This window comes from Actinomadura formosensis (assembly GCF_050948385.1).
GTDB classification, from domain to species: Bacteria; Actinomycetota; Actinomycetes; order Streptosporangiales; family Streptosporangiaceae; genus Spirillospora; species Spirillospora formosensis.
This window is the reverse complement of sequence record NZ_CP192011.1, coordinates 4,460,100-4,484,813: the sequence shown is the minus strand read 5'-3', so window position 1 is coordinate 4,484,813 and position 24,714 is coordinate 4,460,100. Positions and strand designations below refer to the sequence as shown.

General features: G+C 74.0%; 22 protein-coding genes. 10 read left to right on the top strand and 12 right to left on the bottom strand.

Going from position 1 to position 24,714, the window contains the following annotated elements:
* Window positions 1–102 precede the first annotated feature (102 nt).
* From ACQP1N_RS21350 to ACQP1N_RS21335, 4 genes are all read right to left on the bottom strand, one after another.
* A complete protein-coding gene (locus ACQP1N_RS21350; protein ID WP_067802806.1) occupies window positions 103–3,021 on the bottom strand; it encodes a helix-turn-helix transcriptional regulator in 2,919 nt (972 codons plus the stop codon).
* 481 nt (window positions 3,022–3,502) lie between these two features.
* Window positions 3,503–4,123: a LutC/YkgG family protein gene (locus tag ACQP1N_RS21345; RefSeq protein WP_067804095.1), complete on the bottom strand. Its 621-nt coding sequence runs from the start codon at window positions 4,121–4,123 to the stop codon at window positions 3,503–3,505.
* The gene (locus ACQP1N_RS21340) at window positions 4,120–5,541 is read right to left on the bottom strand and encodes a LutB/LldF family L-lactate oxidation iron-sulfur protein (protein ID WP_207394171.1); all 1,422 of its coding nucleotides are present in this window, start codon (window positions 5,539–5,541) and stop codon (window positions 4,120–4,122) included. The genes ACQP1N_RS21345 and ACQP1N_RS21340 overlap by 4 nt, the downstream gene beginning before the upstream one ends.
* A gap of 35 nt (window positions 5,542–5,576) precedes the next feature.
* On the bottom strand, window positions 5,577–6,293 hold the full coding sequence (locus ACQP1N_RS21335; protein WP_067804042.1) for a (Fe-S)-binding protein: 717 nt from the start codon (window positions 6,291–6,293) through the stop codon (window positions 5,577–5,579).
* A 151-nt stretch (window positions 6,294–6,444) separates the two neighbouring features.
* Here ACQP1N_RS21335 and ACQP1N_RS21330 point away from each other — a divergent pair, with 151 nt between their 5' ends.
* Entirely contained in the window at window positions 6,445–7,347 is a 903-nt protein-coding gene (locus ACQP1N_RS21330) for a ribokinase (protein ID WP_067804045.1), read from the top strand.
* Here the strand turns inward: ACQP1N_RS21330 and ACQP1N_RS21325 are convergent.
* Complete coding sequence (locus tag ACQP1N_RS21325) at window positions 7,344–7,775, bottom strand: PH domain-containing protein (RefSeq protein WP_433226195.1); 432 nt, start codon at window positions 7,773–7,775, stop codon at window positions 7,344–7,346. The two genes, ACQP1N_RS21330 and ACQP1N_RS21325, sit on opposite strands and share 4 nt — an antisense overlap.
* 65 nt (window positions 7,776–7,840) lie before the next feature.
* Between ACQP1N_RS21325 and ACQP1N_RS21320 the strand changes: the two genes are divergently transcribed.
* Window positions 7,841–8,770 carry a Ppx/GppA phosphatase family protein gene (locus ACQP1N_RS21320; RefSeq protein ID WP_067804050.1) on the top strand — a complete coding sequence of 310 codons (930 nt, stop codon included), beginning with the start codon at window positions 7,841–7,843 and terminating at the stop codon, window positions 8,768–8,770.
* A 12-nt stretch (window positions 8,771–8,782) separates the two neighbouring features.
* Here the strand turns inward: ACQP1N_RS21320 and ACQP1N_RS21315 are convergent, their stop codons facing one another.
* Window positions 8,783–10,768, bottom strand: a complete 1,986-nt coding sequence (locus tag ACQP1N_RS21315; RefSeq protein ID WP_433226192.1) for a protein kinase domain-containing protein — start codon at window positions 10,766–10,768, stop codon at window positions 8,783–8,785.
* A gap of 164 nt (window positions 10,769–10,932) precedes the next feature.
* Between ACQP1N_RS21315 and mtnA the strand changes: the two genes are divergently transcribed.
* Together mtnA and recD2 are read left to right on the top strand one after the other, a co-directional pair.
* Window positions 10,933–11,994, top strand: coding sequence for an S-methyl-5-thioribose-1-phosphate isomerase (gene mtnA, locus ACQP1N_RS21310; protein ID WP_067804056.1), 1,062 nt, complete (start codon window positions 10,933–10,935; stop codon window positions 11,992–11,994).
* Window positions 11,988–14,228 (top strand): SF1B family DNA helicase RecD2, encoded by a 2,241-nt coding sequence (gene recD2, locus ACQP1N_RS21305; RefSeq protein WP_433226190.1) that lies wholly within the window; start codon window positions 11,988–11,990, stop codon window positions 14,226–14,228. Before mtnA ends, recD2 begins: the two co-directional genes overlap by 7 nt.
* 36 nt (window positions 14,229–14,264) lie before the next feature.
* On the opposite strand, the gene ACQP1N_RS21300 is transcribed toward recD2, so the two are convergent.
* From ACQP1N_RS21300 to ACQP1N_RS21290, 3 genes are read right to left on the bottom strand one after another with little or no spacing between them, the layout of a single operon-like run.
* Window positions 14,265–15,584 carry an FUSC family protein gene (locus ACQP1N_RS21300; RefSeq protein ID WP_067804061.1) on the bottom strand — a complete coding sequence of 440 codons (1,320 nt, stop codon included), beginning with the start codon at window positions 15,582–15,584 and terminating at the stop codon, window positions 14,265–14,267.
* A gap of 30 nt (window positions 15,585–15,614) precedes the next feature.
* Window positions 15,615–16,118, bottom strand: coding sequence for a CGNR zinc finger domain-containing protein (locus ACQP1N_RS21295; RefSeq protein ID WP_067804064.1), 504 nt, complete (start codon window positions 16,116–16,118; stop codon window positions 15,615–15,617).
* Window positions 16,119–16,157: 39 nt separating this feature from the next.
* A complete protein-coding gene (locus ACQP1N_RS21290; RefSeq protein WP_433226188.1) occupies window positions 16,158–17,675 on the bottom strand; it encodes a hypothetical protein in 1,518 nt (505 codons plus the stop codon).
* A gap of 117 nt (window positions 17,676–17,792) precedes the next feature.
* Between ACQP1N_RS21290 and ACQP1N_RS21285 the strand changes: the two genes are divergently transcribed.
* From ACQP1N_RS21285 to ACQP1N_RS21265, 5 genes are all read left to right on the top strand, one after another.
* Window positions 17,793–18,905, top strand: coding sequence for an amidohydrolase family protein (locus ACQP1N_RS21285; protein ID WP_433226186.1), 1,113 nt, complete (start codon window positions 17,793–17,795; stop codon window positions 18,903–18,905).
* Between the two features lie 30 nt (window positions 18,906–18,935).
* Window positions 18,936–20,324: an FAD-dependent oxidoreductase gene (locus tag ACQP1N_RS21280; RefSeq protein WP_433226184.1), complete on the top strand. Its 1,389-nt coding sequence runs from the start codon at window positions 18,936–18,938 to the stop codon at window positions 20,322–20,324.
* A gap of 251 nt (window positions 20,325–20,575) precedes the next feature.
* A complete protein-coding gene (locus ACQP1N_RS21275; RefSeq protein ID WP_067804073.1) occupies window positions 20,576–20,944 on the top strand; it encodes a hypothetical protein in 369 nt (122 codons plus the stop codon).
* Between the two features lie 42 nt (window positions 20,945–20,986).
* Window positions 20,987–21,331: a hypothetical protein gene (locus ACQP1N_RS21270; protein ID WP_067804076.1), complete on the top strand. Its 345-nt coding sequence runs from the start codon at window positions 20,987–20,989 to the stop codon at window positions 21,329–21,331.
* A gap of 143 nt (window positions 21,332–21,474) precedes the next feature.
* Window positions 21,475–22,080, top strand: a complete 606-nt coding sequence (locus ACQP1N_RS21265) for a hypothetical protein (protein WP_433226182.1) — start codon at window positions 21,475–21,477, stop codon at window positions 22,078–22,080.
* Between the two features lie 39 nt (window positions 22,081–22,119).
* Here the strand turns inward: ACQP1N_RS21265 and ACQP1N_RS21260 are convergent, their stop codons facing one another.
* A complete protein-coding gene (locus tag ACQP1N_RS21260) occupies window positions 22,120–22,347 on the bottom strand; it encodes a hypothetical protein (protein WP_067804082.1) in 228 nt (75 codons plus the stop codon).
* An 8-nt stretch (window positions 22,348–22,355) separates the two neighbouring features.
* Window positions 22,356–23,048 (bottom strand): class I SAM-dependent methyltransferase, encoded by a 693-nt coding sequence (locus tag ACQP1N_RS21255; protein WP_067804085.1) that lies wholly within the window; start codon window positions 23,046–23,048, stop codon window positions 22,356–22,358.
* Window positions 23,049–23,133: 85 nt separating this feature from the next.
* Between ACQP1N_RS21255 and ACQP1N_RS21250 the strand changes: the two genes are divergently transcribed.
* Complete coding sequence (locus ACQP1N_RS21250; RefSeq protein ID WP_433226179.1) at window positions 23,134–23,769, top strand: TetR/AcrR family transcriptional regulator; 636 nt, start codon at window positions 23,134–23,136, stop codon at window positions 23,767–23,769.
* A 66-nt stretch (window positions 23,770–23,835) separates the two neighbouring features.
* On the opposite strand, the gene ACQP1N_RS21245 is transcribed toward ACQP1N_RS21250, so the two are convergent.
* Complete coding sequence (locus tag ACQP1N_RS21245) at window positions 23,836–24,663, bottom strand: tetratricopeptide repeat protein (RefSeq protein ID WP_067804092.1); 828 nt, start codon at window positions 24,661–24,663, stop codon at window positions 23,836–23,838.
* Window positions 24,664–24,714 lie beyond the last annotated feature (51 nt).

Below are 24,714 nucleotides of genomic sequence, written 5' to 3'. Positions count from 1 at the left end.
CCAACCCTGCCAAACGCGGATATCGGCGCGGCATCGTGGAGAACCCGTACTTACGTGCGTCACCGGGCCCACGGAACGTACGGGACCTACGCGAATTAAGAGTCAGATCTCCATGGAACGGTTCATTGCGGTTGCGACACCGACCCGCGAGGAGACGCCGATCTTGGCGAAGACGCGGGACAGATGGGTCTCGACCGTCCGGACGCTGAGGTACAGCCGCTCGGCGATCTGCTGGTTGCCGAGCCCCTCCGCGACGAGCAGCGCGATCTCGTGCTCGCGCGGCGACAGCCCGAACGGCAGGTTCTTCCTGCCGCCCCTGGAACCCTTGGCGGGCGGCCCGGTGGCCGGCACCCGGACGCCGATCTTGCGCTGCTCGCGCAGGGTCTGGGCGTGCAGGCCCCTCATCCCGCACGATTCGAAGATCTCCGCCGCCGCGCGCAGCCGCTCCCGCGCCTGGGAACGGTCGCCGGCGGCGGCGTGCGCGAGCCCGGCGGCCAGCTCGGCCCGTCCCTGCTCGGGCCGCCGCCCCACCTTGGCGAGCAGCCCGGCCGCCTCGGCGGCCACCACGGCGGACCCGGCCGGGTCGGCGGCCCGCATCGCGTGCGCGCGGGCCAGCCGGGCCACCCCCACATCGCCGGTGAGCGCCGGATTGGCGATCGCCTCGGCGATGTCGGCCCAGTTCGCGGCGTCGGCGGGGTTCTCCTGCGCGGCGCGGACGCACGCGAGCGCCTCCGCGCAGATCACCAGCGTGCTGAAGTCCAGGCCCAGGGTGCCGTCGCCGCAGGTGGCGATCAGCGCGGTGGCGCCCTCCTCCAGCCGGCCCTCGTTGATCATCGCGAGGGCGCGGGCGACATGGGCCATGTGCGTCCACCACTCGCCCGAGCCGGTGTCGTTGGCGACGGCCTCGTCCCCGGCCCGCACCGCCCGCTCGTGATCGCCCCGCCAGGACGCGGTCAGGCACTGCTGGATCAGCCCGTAGGCGAGGACCTCCTGCGAGCGCAGGTCACGGCCGACCGCGGTGGCCTCGTCGGCGACCGCGGTGGCCTCCTCCAGCCGCCCGAGCTGGGCCAGCACGCGGGACCGCCCGGTCAGCATGTAGCCGAGGATGAACGTCTGCCCGGTCGTCCGGGAGATCGACACCAGCCGCTCCGCGTGCCGCAGCGCCTCGTCGTACATGCCGAGGAACGACTCGGCGAACACCAGCCAGGCGAAGCAGTCCAGGCAGTCGGCGAAGTCGTTGTCGGACGCGGCGGAGAACAGCTGGTCGGCGGTCCGCGCGTAGCCGATCGCCTCCTCCACCTCGCCGCGCCCGTAGGACACCATCGTCCGCATCGACGTGACGGCAGCCGTCAGCCCAGGACCCCAGCCGGGGGCGCTCTCGGGGAGACTGTCCAGGACGGCCTGGGCCCCGCGGGTGTCGATCTTCTGGATCCGGTCGGCGACGAGCCGGATGCGCAGCAGCACGGCCTCGGGGGTCTGCCGGTCGGTGATGCGGCGCAGCTCGTCCAGCACCAGCGCCCGCGCCTCGTGGATGCGGCCGAGCTGCCGCTCCATCACCGCGCACATGTGCACCGTCCGCGCACGCCGGACGGTGTCGTCCAGGGGCAGCAGCCCGAGCAGGGTCCGCGCGGTCTCGCGGCCCTCCTCCGCGTGGCCGCTGACGGCCTGCATGTGGGTCAGCTCGACCAGCAGCTCGGCCCGGTCGGGGTAGGTCCCGTCCGCGTTGTCGGGCATCAGATCCAGCGCGGCCCGCAGCCAGTACGCGGCGGTGCCGGGCGCCTGGAGCGCGACGACGCGGGCGGCCTCCACCAGCGTCCGGATCGCCTCGGTGTCCCCGAACCGCGCCGACCGCACCACATGGTGGGCGCGCACGGCCGCCGGCGCGCCCAGCTCGGCCAGCCGCGAGGAGACCCGCGAATGCGCCGCGATCCGCCACCCCGCCGCCGTCGAGGCGTACGCGACGTGCCGGACCAGCGGATGCCGGAACCGGAACCGGCCGCCGGTGGTGGGACGCACCACGTCGTGCCCGGTCAGCACGTCCAGCGCGGTGAGCGCGGCGTTCTGCTCCATCTCCGCGGCCACCGCCGCGAGCGCGGGCTCGAACACGTCCGCGGCGACGGCGGCGCCGCGGGCCATCTGCAGCGCCTGCGGCGGCAGCGCGCTCAGCTCCACCTGCAGCGCCGCCCGCACCGCCGGCGGCATCTCGGTCAGGGGCGCGACGCCCTTCTCCCAGTGCCGGTCCAGGGCGGTGCCGGCCGCGGGCGCGCCGTCCGCCATCTTGGCCAGCGCCTCAAGGTAGAACGGGTTCCCGCCGCTGGCCTTGAACAGCGCCTGGCACCGCGAACGGCTGACGTCCGGGCCGAGGAACTCCCTGACCTCGCTCTGGGTGAACGGCTCCACCGTGACCCGCACGCCCTGCGGCCCGGCCGCGTCCACCAGCGCCGCCAGCCGCGGCGACGCCTGCGCCGGCCGGTAGGCGACCGCCACCAGCACCCGCGCGCGCGGCGGATGCCGCACCAGATGGTCCAGCAGCTCGATCGTCGCGTCGTCGGCCCAGTGCAGGTCGTCCAGGATCAGCACCAGCCCGGACGGCTCGGCCAGCTCCTCCAGCAGATGCCGGACGGTGCGGTGCAGCTGATACCGCGCCACCTGCGATTCGGGAGAGGCGGCCGGCGGCTCGCCGGTCAGGTCGGCAAGAGCGGGGAACACCGTCCCCAGCAGCCGCAGCGCGGCCGGTGGCAGGCTCAAGGTGTGCTCTTCGAGCCGGTCGTCCAGGGCATCGACGACGGCGCCGAACGGCATCTCCTGCTCGAACTCGGCCGCCCGCCCGGCCACGAACGGCAGCTTCCGCGCCATCGCCCCGTCGGCCAGCTCGTTCAGCAGCCGTGTCTTGCCGGCCCCGGGCTCGCCGACCATCGCGAGAAAGCCGTAGCCGTCCTCGGCGGCGTCGAGGACGCGGCCGATCTCCTGGAGCGCCTCCCGCCGTCCGACCAGCGGGGGATTACCGGAACCGCCCATCATGCCTCTTCGAGCAGGAGGAGCGCCGTCCTCGGCCGGCCGGTGCATCGCTTCCCCGTCCCCGCCGCCGGACGCCGCCGGACCTCGATGACCACGGTTCGCCGGTGCGCGCCGCATCGTGAGAGGCGGGTGCGCACAGGGCGTTCACGCGTGCGGGGAGTCACGTCCACACCCCAACAGCGCCAGGAGGGTCGATACGCCGTGATCATGCTTCTCGTCGTGGTCCCTGAGAATTGACGGGATTTACCTTATCGGCGACAACGTCAATGAGCCGGGCCAACACGCCCCAGCTCATGCGTGATCTCTACGAAACGGCCTCCTCCGTGACCGTATGTACATAGCTATCAACCGTTGTCGGGCGCCCCCTGTCAACATCGGGAGGGTAACCGTTCCGTAGCCGTGACATCCGCGGGGGCAAGCGGGCGGGCGGGCGGGCGAGTGGGCGGGCAAGGGCGCTGCCGGGAGACCGCCCCGTTCGCCCGGCTCATTCGATGACCAGCACCTCCAGCGTGCGGGGCCCGTGCACCCCCTCGACGCGGGACAGTTCGATGTCGCTCGTCGCCGACGGCCCCGACACGAACGTCAGCGGACGGGACGGGTCGAGCCGTTCGAGCACCTCCGGCACGTCCGGGACGATCTGAGCGGCGCGGACGACGATCAGCTGGAAGTCGGGCACGAGCGACAGTGCGCGCGGCCCCTGCGCGAAGCCGTGGTCCAGGACGATCGTGCCGGTCTCCGCGACGGCCGCGGCGCAGCCGGTGACCGTCCCCGCCAGCCGGTCCAGGGAGGCGACGGAGAAGTCCCGCACCAGGGGCGCGTCCGTCGCGGACGTCCACTGCGCGGGCAGGTCCGGGGGAACGCCGTAGGAGCCGGGACGCGCCGACAGCCGCTCGGCGACCGTGGCGGGCACCTCGGACGGCGGCACCCGCAGGACCGTCGCGCGGTAGTCGGCGACCCGCTCGGCGAACAGGTCCAGCACGCCGCCCTCATGGTGACGGCGCAGGTAGCCGCGGTCGATCCGGGCGTAGGAGGCCGCGACGTCGGCGGCCGGGCGGGTGGGCGCCACCGCCTCGACCCGGCGGAGGATCTCCTCGCGCGCGTTCACCCGTTCCCTCCCCTCCGGCCGCCGCCCGTCCGGGCCCACCAGGCGCGGAACGACTCCGGCGGCGGCGCGGGCGCGTCCCGCGTCTCGGTCCAGGCGTGCAGCGGGCCCGGCAGCCGCCGGATCCGGCCGCCGCGCGCCACGATCCGGCGGCTCGCGGACGCGGCCCGCTGCGCGAGCGCGAGCCGGGCGGGGGAGCGCAGTATCCACCCCGCCGCCGCCATCGCCATCCGCTCCAGCCGATGGCGCGGCCCCTGCTCGACCACGCGGGCCCGCAGGTGGACGAGCACCTCCGGGATGTCGATCGCGACCGGGCACGCCTCGAAGCACGCGCCGCACAGCGACGACGCGTAGGGCAGCGAGGCGTCCACGTCCGACCCGACGCCCCGGATCTGCGGCGACAGGATCGCCCCGATCGGCCCCGGGTACGGCGACCCGTAGGCGTGGCCGCCCGCCCGCCGGTAGACCGGGCACACGTTCAGGCACGCGGAGCAGCGGATGCAGCGCAGCGCCTGCCGGCCCACCTCGTCGGCGAGGGTGCCGGTGCGGCCGTTGTCGAGCAGGACGAGATGGAAGTCGCGCGGCCCGTCGCCCGGGGAGACGCCCGTCCAGGCGGAGGTGTAGGGATTCATCCGCTCGGCGGTGGACGAGCGGGGCAGCAACTGGAGGAACACCTCCAGGTCCCGCCAGCTCGGCACGATCTTCTCCACGCCCATCACCGAGATCAGCGTCTCGGGGAGCGTGAGGCACATCCGCCCGTTGCCCTCCGACTCCAGCACGACGAGCGTGCCGGTGTCGGCGACGGCGAAGTTCACGCCCGACACCCCGACCTTCGCCGACAGGAACTTGGCGCGCAGATGCCGCCGCGCGGCCTCCGCCAGCGCGGCGGGGGAGTCGGTCAGGTCGCCGGGCGCGTCCTCCATCGCGCGCAGGAAGATGGCGCGGATGTCGGCGCGGTTCCGGTGAATGGCCGGGACGAGGATGTGCGACGGCCGGTCGTCCCCGAGCTGGACGATCAGCTCGGCGAGGTCGGTCTCGTAGGCGGTGATGCCCTCCCCGGCGAGAAACTCGTTGAGGCCGATCTCCTGCGTGGCCATCGACTTGACCTTGACCACCTCGGTCTCGCCGGTCGCCTTCACCAGGTCCGCGACGATCCGGCCGGCCTCGCCGGCGTCCCGCGCCCAGTGCACCGTCCCACCGGCCTCGGTGACCTTCTCCTCCAGCAGGCGCAGGTAGTGGCCGAGGTTCTCCAGGACGTGGTCCTTGATCTGCTTGCCGGCCTCGCGGAGCGCCGCCCAGTCGTCCAGCTCGGCGACCGCGGCGGCCCGCCGCTCCCGGATCGTGGTGGTCGCGTGCGCGAGGTTGCCGCGCAGCCGCGCATCGGCCACGGCCCGCCGCGCGGCGTCCGGAAAGGACGGCATCCCGAGATACGTGGGCATGGCCGGCCCTGCTCCGCTCATTTTGTGGGGTCCTCCTCCGTGGACGCGAGGATCTCGGCCAGATGAAGCGTCCGCACCCCCGCGCGGGTGCGGGTGAGCGCGCCCCCGATGTGCATCAGGCACGAGTTGTCGGCCGCGCACAGCACCTCCGCCCCCGTCTCCCGGACGGCGGTGACCTTGTCCGCGCACATCGCCGCCGACACCTCGGAGTTCTTCAGCGCGAACGTCCCGCCGAACCCGCAGCACTCCGCCGCGTCCGGCAGGTCCACCAGGTCGATGCCGCGGACCTCGCGCAGCAGCCGCAGCGGACGGTCGCCGGCGTGCAGCATCCGCAGCGAATGGCAGGTCGGATGGTAGGTGACGCGGTGCGGGAACCGGGCGCCGACATCGGTGACGCCGAGGACGTCCACCAGGAACTCCGACAGCTCATGCACCCGGGAGGCGACCCCGGCGGTGCGCGGCGCCAGCTTCGGATGCCAGTCGCGGATCATCGCGCCGCACGACGCGGACGGCGTCACGATCGCCTCGTACCGCTCGAACGTCTCCGCGAACCCCTTCACCAGGGGCAGCGCCTGCCGCCGGTAGCCGGTGTTGAGGTGCATCTGCCCGCAGCAGGTCTGCGACCCGGGGAACTCGACGTCATGACCGAGCCGCCGCAGCAGCCGCACCACCGCCTTGCCCGTCCCCGGGTACATCGTGTCGTTGACGCAGGTGAGGAACAACGCGACTTTCAAGCGGCGCCTCCAGAAAGCGGATGGGCCGCCGCGCCCGGACCGAGCGGGACGGCCGCCGCGGCCGAGAACTCCATGCCGTCGTACCCGGTCGGCGGGCGCGGTAGTACAGCGCGGTTGCGGGAACGGCCCCGGCACCTGTAGTCCGTACCTCGTGGGTGAGCGCTGGGATGTCGTCGTCGTTGGATCGGTCAACGCGGACCTCGTGGTCGGTGTCGACCGGCGGCCCGCGCCGGGGGAGACCGTCCTCGGCTCCGATCTCGCCACCCATCCGGGCGGCAAGGGCGCCAACCAGGCGGTCGCGGCGGCGCGGCTCGGCGGCCGGGCCGGGATCGTCGGGCGGGTCGGCGACGACGGGCACGGCGAGCTGCTGCGCGGCGCGCTCGCGGGCGACGGCGTGGACCTCGCCCACCTGGTGACCACGCCGGGGACGCCGACCGGCGTCGCGCTGATCACGGTCGGCCCGGACGGCGACAACAGCATCATCGTCTCGCCCGGCGCCAACGCCCGGCTCGGCCCGGACGACGTCGCGGCCGCCCGCGCGATGGTCACCGGCGCGTCCGTCGTGTCGGTCCAGCTGGAGGTGCCGCTGCCCGCCGTGCGGGCCGCGGCCGGGATCGCCGCGCGGGCGGGCGTGCGGGTCGTCCTCAACCTGTCGCCGGCGGCGCCCGTCCCCGGCGAGCTGCTCGCCCTCTGCGACCCCCTCGTCGTCAACGCGCACGAGGCCGCGTTCCTCCTGGACGGCGGCGGCGACGCCCGCACGATGGCGGCGGCGCTCGCCGGCTCCGGGCCCCGCTCGGCCGTCGTCACGCTCGGCGCCGACGGCGCCGTGGTCGCGGACGGGGAGGGGACGACCGCGATCCCGTCCCCGAAGGCGGACGCCGTGGACACCACCGGCGCGGGCGACGCGTTCACCGCCGCGCTCTGCCTCCGGCTGGCCCGCGGCGACTCGCTGCGCGCCGCCGCCCGGTACGCCGCCCGCGCGGGCGCCGCCGCCGTCCGCAGACGGGGAGCGCAAAGCTCCTTCCCCACACCGGACGAACTGCCCGCGCCCTAGCGGCTCGTGCGGGCCCGCAGCCGGTACAGCTCGTCGGCGACGTCGTGGACGTCGGAGCCGAGGTCGAACGCGCTCAGCAGGTGCAGGCCGCCGCCGGCGGTCTCGATCTCCAGCATCCGCGTGTGCAGCAGCAGCCGGCGCCGCTCGTCCACCCGGATCGTCGTCACCTCCTCCCAGCCGATCCGGCGATGCCCCGCATAGCCGGTGACGACCGTGAGCCCGTCCCTGTCGGCGGCGAGCCGGACCGGCGCGACCAGGTCGCGCAGCGCGAGCGCGTTCAGCCCGACCGCCGCCGCGCCCGCCAGGAACAGGAACTGCGGATCGTGACTGTAGAGGACGATGAGCGCCGTGACGGCCGCCGCGGCGGCGCACTTGACCGCCACGTGACCCGGGGGTACCCGCCACCGCCGCTGTGCTCCCGCGTTCATGCCCGCCACCGTAGCCGCAGCGGGCGGCCACCGGGGCCGCCGGGCCGTCCGCTACCGTCGCACTTATGCGACTTGGAGTACTGGACGTGGGCTCGAACACCGTGCACCTGCTGGTGGTGGACGCCCATCAGGGGGCGCGGCCCCTCCCCGCGTACTCCCACAAGGCGGAGCTGAGGCTCGCCGCCCACCTCGACGACGCCGACCGCCTGTCGCAGGAGGGCGAGACGCTGCTGCGCGACTTCGTCGACGAGGCGCTGCAGGTCGCCGAGGACAAGGGTGTGGAGGACCTGGTCGCGTTCGCCACCTCCGCCGTCCGCGACGCCGCCAACGGCGATGACGTGCTGGCCCGCATCCGCGCCGACAAGTCGATCGACATCCGCGCGCTGTCCGGCGAGGAGGAGGGGCGGCTGACGTTCCTCGCCGTCCGCCGCTGGTTCGGCTGGTCGTCGGGGCGGCTGCTGGTCGTCGACATCGGCGGCGGCTCGCTGGAGATCGCCTCCGGCATCGACGAGGAACCGGACGTGGCGATCTCGCTGCCGCTCGGCGCGGGCCGGCTCACCCGCGACCGGTTCACCGCCGACCCGCCGCCGCCCGAGGAGATCCGCGAGCTGCGCCGGCACGTCCGGACGGAGATCGCGCGGCGGGTCGGGGACGTCGCCCGGTACGGGCCCGCCGATCACGCGGTCGCCACGTCCAAGACGTTCAAGCAGCTCGCCCGGATCGCCGGGGCGGCGCCCAGCGCCGAGGGCCCCTACCAGCGGCGCACGCTGGCCGGCGGCGACGTGACGGACTGGGCGGAGAAACTCGCGCCGATGCCGTCCGCGGAGCGCGCCGAGCTGCCCGGCGTGTCGGAGAGCCGCGCCGAGCAGCTGCTCGCGGGCGCGATCGTCGCGGACGCCGCGATGGACCTGTTCGGCCTCGCCGAGCTGGAGATCTGCCCGTGGGCGCTGCGCGAGGGCGTCATCCTGCGCCGCCTCGACATGATCACCGGCTGAGCGCGGCGGGGGTCACGACCAGTTCGGGTGCCCGAAGGCGCGACCCGCCGGCGTGATGACCTGGTCGCCGGTGCCGTCCGCGCGGACGGCGTGGATCACCGGGTCCTCGACCGCGCCGCGCACGTAGCAGATCCAGCGGCCGTCGGCCGACCAGGCGGGGTCCATGTCGTGCCGTCCGCCGGTCGTCACCGCGCGCGGCCCGGACCCGTCGGCGCTCATCGTCCAGATGGTGCCGTCGTCGGGCGTTCCCCGGGCGAAGGCGATCTTCGACCCGTCGGGGGACCACTCCGGGTCCACCGAGCGGACGCCGTCCTTGGTCAGCCGCGTCCAGGGGGCGCCGGGACGGTCCGGGTCGAGGGTGTAGATCTGCTCGACCCCGTCGCGTTTGCTCCAGAAGACGAGCCGTCCGGTGGACGACCACATCGGGTCGTCCTTGACCGAGGCGTCATCGGTGAGCTGCGTGACCTTGCGGTCCCGCAGGCCGATGGCGAAGATCTGCTTGGTGTCGCCCTGCCGGCCCATGTAGGCCAGGTGCTTGCCGTCGGGCGACCAGGTCACCCGTCCGCCCGCGATGTCGGTGACCTTGCGGGGGCCGCTGCCGTCGGCGTTCATCACCCACGCCTCACTGGCCCCGCCGTCCGACCGGGTGAACGCGATCAGCCTGCCGTCCGGCGACCGTTCGGGCAGGATGTCACAGGGCGACCCGCCGGCGAGCGTCTGAACGGCGGGCTTGCCGGGCGTGTAGAGGCCGATGTCGGCGTGGCACGTCTTCGGCCAGCCGGGTGCGGTGTCGATGCGGACGAGCAGCGGCTCGGACGGGAACGCCGCCGCCTGCGCGGCCGTGTTCTTCGCCTTTTCGGACGGCCGGGTCAGATAGTAGATGCCGCCCGCCACGGCCCCGGCCACCAGTACGCCCGCCACGGTCGAGGCGATGAACGCGGTGCGCCGGGACGGCCGGTCGCCCCGCCCCGGAGTTGTGGGAAGGACGGGCGGGGGCACCGCGTACTCGCGCTCGGTGGGGCGCTCGGCGGGGTGCTCATGGCCGGGCCGGGTCGCGGGCACCGGTACCGGCGGCGGAGGGGGAGCGGGGACGTCGCGGGACGTGCCGCCGGGGCCGCCGACCACCGCCGTCCACGACTCGCCCAGCTCGGTCGGCACGGCGGCCTCACCGGCGCCGCCGACCAGCGCGAGCAGCAGGTCGCGGGCGCTCGGCCGGGCGCCGGGGTCCTTGCGCAGCGCCGCCTGGACGAGCCCGGACAGCGACGGCGGCAGGTCGCCGACCTCCGGGTCGGCGTGCACGGCGCGGGCCGCGAGCAGCTGGAAGGAGCCCTGCCCGAACGGGTTGCGGCCGCTCGCGGCGTAGGCGACGAGGCAGCCCCAGGCGAACACGTCCACGGCCGGGGTGACCTGCTGCGTGGTGATCTGCTCGGGCGCGATCCACCCGGGCGTGCCGACGACCTGCCCGGTCCGGGTGTGGGAGGAGGCCATGTCCAGCGCGCGGGCGATCCCGAAGTCGATCACGCGGGGACCGGAGATGGACAGCAGCACGTTGCTCGGCTTGAGGTCGCGGTGCACGAGCCCGGCGCTGTGGATGGCGACGAGCGCGGCGGCGACGCCGACCGCGACACCGTGCAGCATCCCGGGCGACAGCGCGCCCTTCTCGCTGACGTGCTCCAGCAGTGACGGCCCGTCGATGTACTCGGTGACCATGTAGGCGAGGCCGCGGTCCTCGCCGTGTTCGAGGACCTGCGCGGTGCAGAACGACGCGACCCGCTGGGCGTTGGCGGCCTCGTCGTGGAAGCGGGCGAGGAACGTCCGGTCGCCGGCCAGCTCCGCCCGGACGACCTTGACCGCGACGAGGTGCCCGGCTTCGTCGCGGCCCAGGTAGACCGCGCCCATCCCGCCTTCGCCGATCTTGCTCTCGATCCGGTACCGGCCGATCCGCGTGGGGTCGTCCGGACGCGGGTCGCGCTGGGATGACGCTCGCGGCCCATCCATGGAGTGATCCTTTCCGCCCCCATGGAGCCGCGTCTTGGCGGCCGCCCCACGGCGGCACGCGACCCCAACGCTTCCATACGATGGCAGAGGGCGGGCTGAGGTTCTAGCGTCCGCCCTCCGATCTTCGACGGGGTCCGCGACACCGCGCGGGCATGATGGGCGGTATGACGAGCGACGTGCGGACCCTGGAGTGGACGGGCGACGGGCTGCGGCTGCTGGACCAGACCGCCCTGCCGGGGCGGGTCGAGTACCTCGTGGCCCGCGACGTCGGCACGCTCGTGGACGCGATCCGGCGGCTGGCCGTGCGCGGGGCGCCGGCGCTGGGCGTCGCGGGCGCGTTCGGCGTCGCCCTCGCCGTCCTGCAGGCCGGCCGCGAGGGCTGGGACGACGCGGCGCGGGACGCGGCGATCGCGCGGATCCGCACGGCCCGTCCGACGGCGGTGAACCTGGCGGCCGGCGTCGACCGCGTCCTGCCGTTCGCCCGCAAGGGCGCCGGCGCGGTGGCGGCCGAGGCGCAGGCGCTGCTGGAGGAGGACGTGCGCGGCAACCGGGCGATCGGCGCCCACGGCGCCGACTGGCTCCGGGACCGGGTGGGCGACCGCCCCCTGCGCGTTCTCACGCACTGCAACGCCGGTGCGCTCGCCACGGCCGGATGGGGGACCGCGCTCGGCGTCGTCCGGGAACTGCACGGGCGGGGGCGCGTCGAGATCGTCTACGCCGACGAGACCCGCCCGCTGCTGCAGGGCGCCCGGCTCACCGCCTGGGAACTCGACCGGGCCGGCATCCCCTGCGTCGTCCAGGCGGACGGGGCCGCGCCCAGCACGATCCTGCGCGGCCTCGTCGACGCGGCGATCATCGGCGCGGACCGGATCGCCGCCAACGGCGACACCGCCAACAAGATCGGCTCGGTGGGCGTGGCGCTGGCCTGCCACGCCGCCGGGATCCCGCTGGTCGTCGCCGCGCCGTGGAGCACCGTCGACCTCGCGCTCCCGGCCGGGGACGGCATCCCGATCGAGGAACGTCCCGCCGCGGAGATCCTGGCCTGGGGCGGCGAGAGGACCGCCCCGGAGCGCGTGGGCGCGGTCAACCCCGCGTTCGACGTCACGCCCGCCCGCCTGGTGACCGCGCTGGTCACCGAGACGGGCGTGCTGGAGGTCGCGGCGGGCGTCACGCCCGGTGACCGCCGGGTCCGGCCGTCCCGTCGGTCCGATCGGCCATCATGGTGAGCGTGCCGTCCTCCCCGACATCCCACCCCGCGCCGCGGCCTGCGGAGCTTGAGGCCGTCCTGGAACGCATCACCTACGCCAACGAGGACACCGGCTACACGGTCGCGCGCGTGGCGACCGCCAAGACCGGAAGCGAACTGCTCACCGTCGTCGGCGCGCTGCTCGGCGCGCAGGTGGGGGAGAGCCTGCGGCTGGCCGGCCGGTGGCGCTCGCATCCGAAGTACGGCAGGCAGTTCGAGGTCGAGTCGTACACGACCGTCCTGCCGGCGACCGTGCAGGGCATCCGCCGCTACCTCGGCTCCGGGATGATCAAGGGGATCGGGCCGGTGATGGCCGACCGGATGGTGGAGCACTTCGGCACCGACATCCTGCGGATCATCGAGGAGGAGCCGGAACGGCTCGTGGAGGTCCCCGGCCTCGGCCCGAAGCGCACCAAGCGGATCGGGGAGGCGTGGGAGGAGCAGAAGGCCATCAAGGAGGTGATGGTCTTCCTGCAGGGCGTCGGCGTCTCCACCTCCCTCGCCGTCCGCATCTACAAGCAGTACGGCGACACGTCGGTCGACACCGTCCGCCGGGAGCCCTACCGGCTCGCGTCGGACGTGTGGGGCATCGGGTTCAAGACGGCCGACACGATCGCGCAGGCCGTCGGCATCCCGCACGACAGCCCCGAGCGGATCAAGGCCGGCCTCCAGTACACGCTGTCGGAGGCCGCCGACGACGGGCACTGCTTCCTGCCCGAACCGAACCTCGTCACGGCGGCGGAGAAGATCCTCGGCGTGGAGCGGGAGCTGATCGTCCCGGCGCTGGAGGAGCTGGCCCGCGACGAGGGCGTCGTCCGCGAGCCGATCCCGGGGGCGGGCGAGGACGCGGCGACGATCCCGGCCGTCTACCTGGTCCCGTTCCACCGGGCCGAACGCTCCCTGGCCCGCGGCCTCCTCGAACTGCTGAACGCCCCCGTCGACCGGCTCAAGGCCTTCGCGGACGTCGACTGGGACAAGGCCCTCCCGTGGCTCAAGCGGCGCACCGGTCAGGCGCTCGCCCCCGAGCAGGAGGAGGCGGTCAGGCTCGCGCTGACCGCCAAGGTCGCGGTGCTGACCGGCGGGCCGGGATGCGGCAAGAGCTTCACCGTCCGCTCGGTGGTGGAACTGGCCGCCGCGAAGAAGGCCAAGATCGTCCTGGTGGCGCCGACCGGACGCGCCGCCAAGCGCCTCGCCGAGCTGACCGGCCACGAGGCCGCGACCGTCCACCGGCTGCTCCAGCTCCAGCCGGGCGGCGACCCGAAGTTCGACCAGGACAACCCGCTCGACGCCGACCTGGTCGTGGTGGACGAAAGCTCCATGGTCGACCTGATCCTGGCGAACAAGCTGGTCAAGGCGATCCCGCGCGGCGCGCACCTGCTGCTCGTCGGGGACGTCGACCAGCTGCCGTCGGTCGGCGCGGGCGAGGTGCTGGCCGACCTGCTCGGCGCCGAGGTCATCCCGCGCGTCCGGCTCACGAAGATCTTCCGGCAGGCGCAGGAGTCCGGCATCGTCGTCAACGCGCACCGCGTCAACGCCGGCGACCACCCCCATACGCGCGGGTACGGCGACTTCTTCCTGTTCCCCTGCGAGGAGCAGGAGGAGGCCGCCGAACTGACCGTGGACGTCGTCGCCAACCGCATCCCGCGCAGGTTCGGTCTCGACCCGCGCCGCGACGTCCAGGTCCTCGCGCCCATGCACCGCGGCACGGCCGGGGCGGGCACCCTGAACGCGCTGCTGCAGGAGGCGCTGACCCCGCACGACGACGCCCGGCCCGAACGCCGCTACGGCGGACGCGTCTTCCGCGTCGGCGACAAGGTCACCCAGCTTCGCAACAACTACGACAAGGGTGAGGCGGGCGTCTTCAACGGCACGGTCGGCGTCGTCACGAAGATCGGCCTCGAAGAGCAGTCGCTCACCGTCCTGACCGATGAGGACGAGAGCATCGACTACGCCTTCGACGAGCTGGACGAACTCGCCCACGCCTATGCGATCACGATCCACCGGTCGCAGGGCAGCGAGTACCCGGCCGTCGTCGTCCCGCTCACCACCGGCGCGTGGATGATGCTGCGCCGCAACCTCCTCTACACCGGCATCACCCGGGCGAAGAAGCTCGTCGTCCTGGTCGGCTCGCGCCGTGCCCTCGCCGCCGCCGTCCGCACCGCCGGCGCGGGCCGCCGCCACACCGCCCTGGCGCACCGCCTGGCTCAGCGGTAGCGGTCCGGCGGACGCGGGCCCGGCCGGCCTCCACCGTCAGGGTTCGTCGTCGGAGTCGCCGGGGGCGCGGGCGCTGCGTTCGGCCGCCGCGACGGCGGACCCGGCGGCCCGGCGCAGCTGGTGCCCGGCCTGCTGGACGGCGCGGACCGGACGCGCCGGCAGGTGCCGCTCCGCCCCGCGATGCCGCCGCCAGTGCTCGCGGGCGCGGGCCCGGTGCTCGACGCGCAGGTTCTCGATGAGCCGGTCGACGTCCATGGACACCTCCCCGTACAGCGGCCACAGGTCGCCGCCCGCGGCCCGCTGGTGCAGCCTGCGGGTGAGCCGGGCGCGCCGCTCGCGGGCCACGTCCACCCGCATCTCCAGGTCGTGCTCGGCGTGGAACGGCCGGGCGTCGCGGGCCAGGTCGGAGCGGGCGAGCCGCCCGTAGGCGGCGATGCTCGCGGCGATCCCGGCGAGCGCGTCGCCGAGTTCGTGGCGCAGCGTCGGGTCGGTGAGCAGCCGGCCCCGCTCGCCGAACCGCTCGTCGTCGGCGAGGGACCGGGTCAGGCCGCGCAGCGACAGCGTGAAGTGCTCCATCGTCTCCATCGCGTTGCGCAGCGCGACGCCGGCGTCCACGAGCCGCCGCGCCCGCGGGTTGAGCCGGACGCTCTCCTCGGCGGCGCCGAGTTCGCGGTCGGTCCGGCCGAGTTCGCGGGCGAGCCGCTCCGCCTCGTGCTGCCAGCGGGCCGCCTCGCCGTCGGTGCGCTCGCCGCGCAGCCCGTCGGCGATGTCCTCGACCAGGGCCCGCAGCTTCTCCGCGGTCTCCTGGACGGCATCCTCCGCCGGCCGCACCCGCACCGACGGCACCAGCAGCGTCGCCGCCAGTCCCGTCGCGGCGCCGATCAGCGTCTCCAGCACCCGCTCGGTCGCGCCGAGCTCGCTGGCCCCGCCCAGCGCGAAGATCAGCATCGCCGAGATCGGCACCTCCAGCACGTGCTCGCCGAGCCGCAGGACGTGCCCGATGACCAGGGCGGCGAGGAGGGTGAGGCCGAGCGTCCACCAGGAGAACCCGATCGTGGACGCGGCCAGCACCGCGACCAGCACCCCGGAGGTGACCGCCGCGACCCGCAGAATGCTCGCCTTGATCGTCTGGTAGACGGAGAACTGCACGACGAGCAGCGCGGTCAGCGGCGACAGCAGCGGCTGCGGCCCGCCCGGCGGCAGGACCGCGGTCGCCAGCACGAACGACAGCACGGCGGTGAGCGTCAGCCGGGCGATGCGGTAGACCGTGGACTGCGCCTCCGTCGTGACGCGCAGTGGCGAGCGGCCGGCGCGGTCACCGCGGCCGGGACGGCGGCGCAAGAACGGAAGTGACATGCCGTCGGTCTTCCCGCGTGATCGGACGGGTCACTCTTTTCGCCGGGCGCGGAACGCGGCGACGTTCGTCCGGTTCGCGCACGTCTCCGAGCAGAAGCGGCGCCGCCCCGAGCGGGACGTGTCGGCGTACACGCGGTCGCATCCCCCGGCGGCGCAGACGCCGGTCCGGCCGAGCCCGTGCTCGACGAGCAGTTCGGCCAGGTTCATCAGCGTGGTCGCGCGGAACCGGTCCGGGAGCCGGGACGAGGGCGGCGCGTAGTGCAGGTGCAGGCCGTGCGGCCCGTGGTCGGACAGGTGCGGACGCGGGGGGCTCTCCAGCATGAGCCGGTTCAGCAGCGCCGTCGCCTCCTGGAGCCGGGTGGCCTCGAAGAACGGGCGCAGCGTCCGGCCCCACCGGCGGAACTCCGCGGCGTCGGCGTCCTCGAACTCCTCCGAGAAGAACCGGTTCTCGCGCAGGAGACGGCGCAGCGCGCCGGCCGAGGCGTCGCCGCCGGTGCTGGTCACGGCGTTGACCAGCGCCACCGCCGCCGCCACGCCGTGGCTCCTGTACCCGGGGATCCGCACGGGCCGCCCCTAGTGGCGCCAGCGGGTGGCGGCCGCGATCTGCTGCGGGGTCGCGCCGTCCAGCAGGGCGATCTCCCCGCGCCGCACCGCCGACACCGTGTCGATCACCGCCTCGCCGAGCGCGTCCCGCAGCACGGGGTCCGCCTCGAACGCCGCGACCGACTCCGCCAGCGACGCCGGCAGCGGCGCGATGCCCCGGGCGGCGCGCTCGTCCTCGCCGAGGGCGGCCGGGTCGACGTCGACCGGTTCGGGGAGCCGCAGGCCGGTGCCGAGCCCGTCGCGTCCGGCGGCGAGCAGCGCGGCGAGCAGCAGGTACGGGTTGGCGGCGGCGTCCACGCACTTGACCTCCACGTTCGCCGCGGTCTCCCGCTCGCCTTCGGCGCCGGTGACAAGCCGCAGCGCCGCCTCCCGGTTCTCCAGCCCCCAGCACGCGAACGCGCCCGCCCAGTGCGACGGGATCAGCCGCAGGTAGCTCGCGACCGTCGGCGCGCCGATCGCCAGCAGCGCGGGCAGCCGGTGCAGGATGCCGGCGGTGAACGACTCCCCGGCGCCCGTCATCGCGTACGGGCCGGAGCCGCCCGCCATCGCGTTCACCGAGCCGCGCCCCGTCGCGTTCGCCGGCCCGCCCGGCAGGGAATTGGCCGTGCCGCGTGCCGTCGCGTTCGCCGTGCCGCCGGCCGGGCCCTCCCGCCACAGGCTGAGGTGGACATGGCCGCCGTTGCCGACCGAGCCGGCCTCGACCTTGGGGGAGAAGGACGCGGCGAGGCCGTGCTCCAGCGTCACCGCCCGGACCGTCTCCCGGACCAGGACGGCGGTGTCGGCCGCGCCGGCCGGGTCCTCGGCGGTCACCGACACCTCGTACTGCCCGGCCGCGTACTCGGGGTGCAACTGGGCGACCGTGACGCCCGACGACTTCAGCGCCCCGAGGACGTCCCGCAGGTAGCCGGCCAGTTCGGTGACCCGCGTCATCCCGTACGCGGGGCCCTTGCAGGCGGGCGAGAAATCGTCCCCGCCGCCCTTCGACACCGCCCACTCGATCTCGAACGCCGCCTTCACCGACCAGCCCAGCGCGGCGAGCCGGTCGGTCTCGCGGCGCAGCAGGGTCCGCGCGTCCAGCGGGTGGGCGGAGCCGTCCTGCGCGTACCGGAGCGCCGGCGCGTGCGCCCAGCCGGGCAGCGCCGCCATCGGCACCAGCCGCTCCAGGACGGGATGCAGCCGCAGATCGCCGGTCGGGCCGCCGATGTAGCGGCCGGAGACGACCGAGTCGTCCAGCAGGAACACGTCGAACACCGGGGACATCCCGACGCCCCACCTGGCGGCGTGCTCCAGCCGGTCCACCGGGACGGTCTTGGTGCGGGTGATGCCGCTGACGTCCACCCAGGTCAGCGCGACGGCCACGATGCCCTCCCCGGCCAGCCTGCGGGCCGTCTCGGCGGCCCGCTCGCCGAGCCGCGCGCGGGTGGATCCGCTGAGCGCGTACGCGGCGAGGCCGGGATCGGCGGCGGTGGTCTCCTGGCTCTGTTCCACGGTGCTGGCTCCCGGTCGGAGTGGCGGCGAAGGACGCGGGCACGGGTCCGTAAGGGCATCGTAGGGAGAACCCCGCCCCGGCGCAGGGAAGGGGGTTCTGGGAGGGAGGCGGGTGCCATGCTCGAACATCTGGAGTCGCTGCGGCTGGTCGACCACCACTGCCACGGCGTCCTCGGCCGCGACCTGGACCGGACGGCGTTCGAGGAGTCGCTGACCGAGGCGGAGACGGCGGGCCCGCCCGGCGTGAGCATGTTCGACACGCAGGTGGGGTTCGCGCTGCGGCGCTGGTGCCCGCCCGTCCTGGACCTCGACGCGCACGCGGAACCGGACGACTACCTGGCGCGCCGGGCCGAACTCGGCGCCGCCGAGGTCAACCGGCGCTTCCTGGCCGCCGCCCGGCTGGACGCGCTGTATGTGGACACCGGCTACACACCCGAGGCGATACTCGGCCCGCCCGAGCTGGGCCGGCTCGCCGGCGCGGACGCCCGCGAGATCGTCCGGCTGGAGACGGTGGCGGAGCAGGTCGCGGCCGGCGGCACCGGCGCCGCCGGCTTCGCCGGCGAGGTGCGCGCCCGGCTCGACGCGCGGGACGCCGCCGGCGCCAAGTCGATCGCCGCCTACCGGGCGGGGCTGGAGCTGTCCGGCCCGCGGCCGTCCGAGACCGAGGTCGCGCGGGCGGCCGGGCGGCTGATGCGCGCGGCGGAGGCGGGCGGCACCGGGCCGCGCGTGTGCGAGGAGGTCCTGCACCGGTTCCTCGTCTGGTGCGCGGTCGACGCGGGGCTGCCCGTCCAGTTCCACGTCGGGTACGGGGACGTGGACGCCGACCTGCGCCGCGGCGACCCGCTGCTGCTGACCGAACTGCTGCGCGCCATGGACCCCGCCCCGGCCCTCCTCCTGCACAACTATCCGTTCCACCGGCACGCCGGTTACCTCGCCCAGGTGCTCCCCAACGTCTACGTCGACGCCGGGCTCGCGACGCACAACCTGGGCCACCGGTCGCCCGCGCTGATCGCCGAACTGCTGGAGCTGGCGCCGTTCGGGAAGGTGCTGTACTCCTCGGACGCGTTCGGGCTCGCCGAGCTGTACCACCTGGGCGCACTGCTGTTCCGGCGCGGCCTCGCGGGTTTCCTCGCGGGCGGGATGGAGGACGGCGCCTGGACGGCACGGGACGCCGAGCGCGTCGCGGGAATGGTCGCGTCCGGCAACGCCCGCCGTGTCTACGGCCGGTGAACGAGACGATCTTTCTGGGAGGAGACCGGCATGGCCGCACGTGCACGCCTGTTCGTCATCGGAGGCGACGCCGCCGGGATGAGCGCCGCGTCCCAGGCCCGCAGGCTGCGCGGCCCGGACGAACTGGACATCACCGTCGTCGAGCGCGGGCACCACGCGTCCTACTCGGCGTGCGGCATCCCGTACTTCGTCGGCGGCGTGGTCGACGACCTCGGCAAGCTGATCGCCCGCACCCCCGCCGAGTTCCGCGACCGCGGCATCGACCTGCGGCTGCGCGAGGAGGCCGTGGAGATCGACCTGGCCGGCGGCCGGGTGCGCGTCCGCGGCGTGGACGGCGGCGGCGAGCGCTGGGAACCCTACGACGACCTCATGGTCGCGACCGGTGCCGTCCCGGCCCGGCCGCGGCTGCCCGGAGCGGACGCGAAGGGCGTCCACGGCGTGCAGATCCTGGACGACGGGGTGGCGATCCGCCGCCTCCTCGAAGAGCGCGCGCCGCGCCGGGCCGTCGTCGTGGGCGGCGGCTACATCGGCCTGGAGATGGCCGAGGCGATGGTGAGGCGCGGCCTGGAGGTGTCCCTGGTGGACGCCGTCGACCAGCCGATGCGGACCCTCGACCCGGACATGGGCGCGGTCGTCGCGGACGCGATGCGCGGCCTGGGGATCAAGCTGTACCTGGGGGAGCCGGTCGAGGGCTTCGACACCGGCCCGGACGGGCATGTCAGCGCCGTCCGCACCGCGGACCGGACCCTGCCCGCCGGCCTCGTCGTCCTCGGCCTGGGCGTGCGGCCCGAGTCCGCCCTGGCCCGCGACGCCGGAATCGAGATCGGCCCGACGGGCGGCATCGTCACCGACCGGCGGATGCGGACCCCGGCCGAGCGGGTGTGGGCGGCGGGCGACTGCGTCGAGACCCGGCACCTGGTGTCCGGCGCCCCGGTCGCGATCGCGCTCGGCACGCACGCCAACAAGCAGGGCCGCGTCGCCGGCATCAACCTCGGCGGCGGCTACGCGACCTTCCCCGGCGTCGTCGGCACCGCCGTGTCCAAGATCTGCCGGGTGGAGGTCGCGCGGACGGGGCTGAACGAGCGGGAGGCGGCCGCCGCCGGGTTCGAGACGCTGAGCGTGACCGTCGAGTCCACCACCCGCGCCGGCTACCACCCGGGCGCCACCACGATGAAGACCAAACTGATCGCCGAGCGGCGGTCGGGGCGGCTGCTCGGCGCGCAGATCGTCGGCGAGGAGAACGCCGCCAAGCGGATCGACGGCCTGGCCATCGCGCTGTGGAACGGGATGACGGTCGAGCAGATGACGGGGCTCGACCTCGGCTACGCGCCGCCGTTCGCGCCCGTCTGGGATCCCGTCCTGATCGCCGCCCGCAAGGCCGCCGACGCCGTCGAAGCGGACATGCGCTCCGGGACGTGACCCGTCCTCGGACGGGGCTCAGGGCGGGCCGGCAACGCGGCCAAGATCACAATGACCGGTTGGTCATCACGCTGAGCTGGACCGTTCCCGGTGACATGCGCGGGCGGTGCGGCCCGCGCCCGGCGGGGGATGCCGTGCGATCTTGCCGCGAAGATCATCAAGTGGCAGGGTTGGTCCGTCCGCGGATCGACTGGGAGCCAATCCGGCAGGACCAATCCGCGGGCCAGGGTCCGAATCAACGGAGGGTGCACGTGAAGTACCGCACGATCGTTCCCGTTCTGCTCGGCGCCGGGCTGACCGCCGCCATGGTCAGCGCCCCGGCGGTCGCCTCGGCGTCGACCACCGGCGTCTCCGCCAAGGCGACCCACCACAAGTCGGCGGCCTGCAAGACGCCGAGGGGCCAGCGCATCAACATCTCCTGGGGCGACGGCAACGTCTCTACGACCGTCTACTACAACAACCACTGCAACCAGAAGCGGGCCATCGAACTCGACTTCAGGCGCAGCAACGGCACGTACTTCAACAAGTGCTTCGTCGCGCCGGCCCGCAAGAAGGGCCACAAGAAGATCCAGAACAGCATGCCGTACAAGGTCACGATCCTGCCCGGCGGCTCCTGCTGACACGCCCCACCCGCCAGCGAACTCGCATCAGGGGGACCAAGCATGTCCGCGCGTTCACGTAAGACCGGTCTGCGCACCCGCGCGGCCGTCATCGCCACGGCCGCCGTCGCGACCGCCGGTCTCGGCGTCGGTGTCGGCGCCACTCCCGCCATGGCCAAGGTCCACCGCGGCGTCTCCGGCTGCTTCGCCTGGTCCTACGGCGACGGCAACACCTCGGTCACCGTGTACTGGCACAACCGGTGCAAGCGTCGGGAGAAGCTGAGGATCGTGTACAGCCTGGGCTGGACGAACAAGACCTACCGGAAGGTGGTCGGCTCCAACGCCAAGGGGCACAAGAAGTTCCAGACCGCCAGCATCGTGGCCATCGTCGACGACGGCCGCGCCTGATCGGCGTCCGGTAACGGGGGTGCGGCACACGGTGCCGCACCCCCGTCATCGATGATCCACCAGGTGCCGTCCGGCCGGGCGCGGCGACAGGTGTGCCCGATCTCGATCCGGTATGTCGGTGTTCTCCCCTAACGCGGGGCGCCATGAGCACGACGGCGGCCGATGAGAACACGCGGAAGACATCGGATGACCGCACGATCCTGTGGGCACCCGGGGAGCGCGGGCAATGGGCCGAGATCCGGCCCGACGAATCCCGGCGGGACGACGAGCGGGAGGAAGCCGCCGAGCGGTTCCGGGACGGGCGGATGCACTACGTCCCCACACAGGCCGCGTTCCTCGCGCAGGCGCCCGAGCACCTCGCACGGCCGCTCCTGGCCGACTGGCACCCGGACGTGACATGGGATATCGCCCATTCGCTCCGTCCCCTTGGGGCCCGTTTCGGGGCGGAGGTGTGGGACCTGTCGTTCTCCCGGACCTCGTGGCGCCGCGGCGCATCCCAGGACAACGGCATCGAGCACTGGATCTCCTGGACGCTCGCCCCCGGCATGACCGTCGTGGTCAACCTGGATCCAGGCATCGTGGTCGGCTACGTGGACCTGAATCCCGTCCAGACGATCGAGCGCGTCTGGGTCGGCAGGGCGCCCGGAGACCATGTGCCGTCTCTCGTGATCGAGGGCGGCTTCGCGGACATGGACCCCGTCCTCGTCTCCGAACTCCTCACCGACCTGACGAACCTCACCGTTCCCTAGCCAGGCCCTGCTCGGGTTCACCTCCGACCCGTCCCCTGGTCAGCGGTCGGGTGGACCGTGCTCGTCCCTCCCGGTCTCGGCGCCGCGGCCCGCAGCCCTGCGGTGCAGCCGGTGGACGGCGGTCACTCCGGCGGCGACGTGCAGCGCACCCCAGCAGGCCAGCAAGACCAGGCCCAGCCGGCTGCTGATCCACAGATGAGTGGCGATCGAGCAGATCAGGAGGAGCAGGGCGGCGAGCACGTGCGCGGGGCGGCGTCCGGCGCTCATGGCGGCTCTCATTCGGCCGCGTCCCGTGCGAGGGGCGGGGCCGGGGTCGACGATCGCGGCCGGGTCGCCCGGACGTAGTGCAGCAGCGGCCGCTGGTCGCCTTCGTCCCGGACGTCGAATCCCGCATCGGTGATGAGGCCGCGGAGCCGTCCGATCGGATTGCGGGCCATGGCCGGGCCCGCGAGCGCCGAGGTCAGGTGCGCACCCGTCCGCCCGGTGGGCGGACGGAAGTCGGCGATCAGCAGCCGGCCCCCGGGGCGCAGGACCCGGAACATCTCGCGCATCGCCGCGTCGCGTGCGTCCACGGGGATGTGGTGGACGGCCAGGCTTGAGACCACCCGGTCGAAGGCCATGTCGCCGAAGGGCAGGTCCTGGGCCTCCCCGAGGACGTAGGAGCAGTTGCCGGGCGCGCGCCGCCGGGCGTAGTCGATCATCGGCCCGGACGGGTCGAGCCCCGTCGCCCGGCCCTCCGGGCCGACCCGGGCGGCCAGCAGCGACGTCAGATACCCGGTGCCGCAGCCGACGTCCAGCACCGTGTCGCCGCTGCGGGCGTCCGCCAGCGCCGCCAGCCGGGTGAAGACCCGGCGGCGTCGTCCGGCGAACCAGACCGCGGCCATCACCTCGTAGGCGCGGGCGCGCTCGATCGTGCCACCGGCGTCCTCGCGTTCGCCGTGCGTGTGCAGGAACCGTCCGAGTCCCATGACGACCTCCTTGCTTAGTCGCGACTAAGTACGACTCTAACTTAGTCGCGACTAAGTCGGGGGATGGGGGCTCTAGACTGCCGGGGTGAACGACAGCACCGAGACGTCCGGCCGGTCTCGCCGGGCGCGGCTGAGCCCCGAGCAGCGCCGCGAGTCGATCCTCGCCGCGGCCACCGAGGTCTTCGCCGCCACGGGATACCGGGCCGGCAAGGTCCGGGACGTGGCGGACAGGATCGGGGTCAGCGAGCCGGTGATCTTCCAGAACTTCGGGTCCAAGGCGGCCCTGTTCACCGCGGTGCTGGACCGGGCGCTCGCCGCGGTCGAGTCGACGCTCTCGGCCATGGCCGACCAGGCGGGATCGGTGTCGGAGTCGCTGGCCGAGGCGCTGTCGCCGGGCCATGTCGAGGCGCTGCACGCCCCGGGGTCCCTCGGGATGCTGTTCGCCGACGCCGCCGCCCTCACCGACGAGCCCGGCGTGGCCGACGCCGCCCGGCGCGCCGTGCAGAGGATGGCCGCCATGCTCACCGGCCTGCTGCGCCGCGGCCAGGAGGACGGTGACATCCGCCCGGACCTCGACCCCGGTACCGGCGCGTGGTGGATCTTGTCGCTGCTCTCCGCGCGGCGGTTCCGGACGGCGGTCCTGGGCGATGGGCACGGCATGGAGGCCGACCTCACCGCCCTCACGCTACGGACACTGACCGGCCGACCACCGCCCCCTTGACGCTCATGGCGGGCCGCGCTAAGACCCGCCGCCTCCGGAGATCACGCCGTACTCCTCGCGGGGGAGTCAGGAGCTGCGAAGAGAGTCGGCTATGCCTCGGGCCACCTCCGATTCCTCCAGGCGGCCGAGGCGTTCGAGGACGTAGGACTTGTTGTAGTAGTTGTTCCAGGAGTCGGGGCCGTTGTCGATGGCGTAGTCGATGGCGGGCAGCGCCTCCTCGTAGCGGCCCGTCCGGACCAGCGCGGCGCCCCTGACGCTGTGGGCGTTGGCGGCGTCGTACCGCCGGCCGCCGACCGCCCGCCCGGCGGTGATGAGGGCGATGAGGTGGTCGGCGGCGGCCAGCGCGTCCGCGTCCCGGTCGAGGTCGAGGAACAGCAGGGCCCGGCTGAGTTGCGGGGCGGGATAGCCGGGCTGGAGGGCGATCGCCTGGTCGTAGGCGGCGAGCGCCTCGTCCGTCCGTTCCAGCCGGGAGAGTGCGCCGGCCCTCTCGTAGAGCGCCGCCACGTCGGACGGGTTGCAGCGCAGGGCCTCCTCGAAGGAGGCGAGGGCTTCGGCGTTCCGGTTCAGCTGGACCAGCGCGCCGCCGCGCCAGTAGTGGGCCGCCGCGTAGCGGGGGCGGAGCCGGACGGCCGCGTCGAACTCCCGCAGGGCGTCCCCGGGGCGGCCGGACTCGACCAGTTCGACCCCTCTCCTGTGGTGTTCGACCTCGGCCGGGCGGGGACGGCCGCTGAGCCGCTCCAGTTGCGCGCCGGGGATGAGTTTGCCTCCGCAGGCCGCGCACCGGGGCACGCGGAAGAGGGAGCCGGGCGCGTGGCAGCGGTCGCAGTAGTTGTTCCCGCAGTCCGCGCAGATCATGAACTTGATCGCGAAGCCCTCGGGGTCGTTGCGCGCCACCGGGTTGCCACCCGGCACCTTAGACACCGAGATGAGCCGCGTGCACGCCCA

Coding starts and splice junctions, on each gene's coding strand:
- ACQP1N_RS21350 (WP_067802806.1), bottom strand. CDS start 3,021: ATGATGGGCGGTTCCGGTAATCCCCCGCTGGTCGGACGGCGGGAGGCG.
- ACQP1N_RS21340 (WP_207394171.1), bottom strand. CDS start 5,541: ATGCCGTCCTTTCCGGACGCCGCGCGGCGGGCCGTGGCCGATGCGCGG.
- ACQP1N_RS21325 (WP_433226195.1), bottom strand. CDS start 7,775: ATGAACGCGGGAGCACAGCGGCGGTGGCGGGTACCCCCGGGTCACGTG.
- ACQP1N_RS21320 (WP_067804050.1), top strand. CDS start 7,841: ATGCGACTTGGAGTACTGGACGTGGGCTCGAACACCGTGCACCTGCTG.
- ACQP1N_RS21315 (WP_433226192.1), bottom strand. CDS start 10,768: ATGGATGGGCCGCGAGCGTCATCCCAGCGCGACCCGCGTCCGGACGAC.
- mtnA (WP_067804056.1), top strand. CDS start 10,933: ATGACGAGCGACGTGCGGACCCTGGAGTGGACGGGCGACGGGCTGCGG.
- recD2 (WP_433226190.1), top strand. CDS start 11,988: ATGGTGAGCGTGCCGTCCTCCCCGACATCCCACCCCGCGCCGCGGCCT.
- ACQP1N_RS21300 (WP_067804061.1), bottom strand. CDS start 15,584: ATGTCACTTCCGTTCTTGCGCCGCCGTCCCGGCCGCGGTGACCGCGCC.
- ACQP1N_RS21285 (WP_433226186.1), top strand. CDS start 17,793: ATGCTCGAACATCTGGAGTCGCTGCGGCTGGTCGACCACCACTGCCAC.
- ACQP1N_RS21280 (WP_433226184.1), top strand. CDS start 18,936: ATGGCCGCACGTGCACGCCTGTTCGTCATCGGAGGCGACGCCGCCGGG.
- ACQP1N_RS21270 (WP_067804076.1), top strand. CDS start 20,987: ATGTCCGCGCGTTCACGTAAGACCGGTCTGCGCACCCGCGCGGCCGTC.
- ACQP1N_RS21265 (WP_433226182.1), top strand. CDS start 21,475: ATGAGCACGACGGCGGCCGATGAGAACACGCGGAAGACATCGGATGAC.
- ACQP1N_RS21260 (WP_067804082.1), bottom strand. CDS start 22,347: ATGAGCGCCGGACGCCGCCCCGCGCACGTGCTCGCCGCCCTGCTCCTC.
- ACQP1N_RS21255 (WP_067804085.1), bottom strand. CDS start 23,048: ATGGGACTCGGACGGTTCCTGCACACGCACGGCGAACGCGAGGACGCC.